The organism is Streptomyces phytophilus, assembly GCF_013870535.1.
Lineage (GTDB): Bacteria > Actinomycetota > Actinomycetes > Streptomycetales > Streptomycetaceae > Streptomyces > Streptomyces phytophilus.
In genome coordinates this window covers 1-1138 of sequence record NZ_JACBXC010001630.1, presented here as the reverse complement: position 1 = coordinate 1138, position 1138 = coordinate 1, and the positions used below count along the sequence as shown (strand labels likewise).

General features: G+C 76.0%; 1 protein-coding gene and 1 pseudogene. One reads left to right on the top strand and one right to left on the bottom strand.

Going from position 1 to position 1138, the window contains the following annotated elements:
- Positions 1–24: 24 nt before the first annotated feature.
- Positions 25–714: a response regulator gene (locus tag H5J30_RS34780; RefSeq protein WP_309505726.1), complete on the top strand. Its 690-nt coding sequence runs from the start codon at positions 25–27 to the stop codon at positions 712–714.
- 22 nt (positions 715–736) lie between these two features.
- Here H5J30_RS34780 and H5J30_RS34775 read toward each other — a convergent pair.
- Positions 737–1138 (bottom strand): annotated as a pseudogene (locus H5J30_RS34775) (GNAT family N-acetyltransferase); the annotation flags it as partial.

Here is a 1138-nt window from a genome sequence, read left to right as displayed (position 1 = left end):
GTCCCGCCGCCGCGGACGCGGCCGATCCGGGTGGTGCTGGCGGACGACCACGCGCTGATGCGCAGCGCGTTTCGCGTCCTGGTCGACTCCGAGCCGGACATGGAGGTCGTCGGCGAGGCGGGCGACGGCGCGGAGGCGGTGCGGCTCGTCCGCGAGACGGGCGCGGACCTGGTCCTCATGGACATCCGGATGCCCGGCACCGACGGCCTGACCGCCACCCGCACGATCTCCGAGGACGACGGCCTGCGCCACGTGCGCGTGGTGATCCTGACGACCTTCGAGGTCGACGACTACGTCGTCGAGGCCCTGCGCGCCGGCGCGTCCGGCTTCCTCGGCAAGGGCGCGGAGCCCGGCGAGCTGCTGGCCGCGATCCGGGTGGCGGCGGACGGCGACGCGCTGCTGTCGCCCACGGCGACGAAGGGGCTGATCGCCCGCTTCCTCGCCGGCGGCGACACCTCGCCGGGCGGCACCCCCGACGCCACCGGCCGCCGGCCGGCCCCGGACCGCCTCGCCGCCCTGACGAGCCGGGAGCGCGAGGTGCTGGGCCTGGTGGCGCGCGGGCTGGCGAACGACGAGATCGCCGGCCGGCTGGAGGTCAGCCCGCTGACGGTGAAGACCCACGTCAACCGCACGATGGCCAAACTGGGCGCGCGCGACCGGGCCCAACTGGTGGTCCTGGCCTACGAGTCGGGCCTCGTCCGCCCCGGCAGCTAGACAGGGCTCCGGGTCCGTCCGGCTACAGGAACAGCCCCGACGGGATGTACGGCGCCGGGGGGCGCATGCCCCGTACGCATACGTAGCCCGCCGTCGTCAGCTCCAGGCCCGCCGCCAGGCCCACGTCCACCGCCCACTCCTGGTCCGCCGTCAGGTCCGCGACCCGCGCCGTCACCCCCGGCGCCAGGCTCAGCAGCGCCGCCGTCAGCAGCCGTGCCGCGATCCGCCGCGACGTCGCCGCCAGCAGTTCCACCCGGCCGTCGCGCAGGTACGCGTACCCGCTGCCGGCCAGGTCGTCGGAGACGATGCACTGGCAGTGGCGCAGCATCTCGGTGTGGTCCGGGCCGTGCGCGCCGCCGCGCAGTCTGCGGTCGACGGAGTCCATGAGGTCGCGCTGCCCCGGCCCGCCCTCGACGACCGCGCC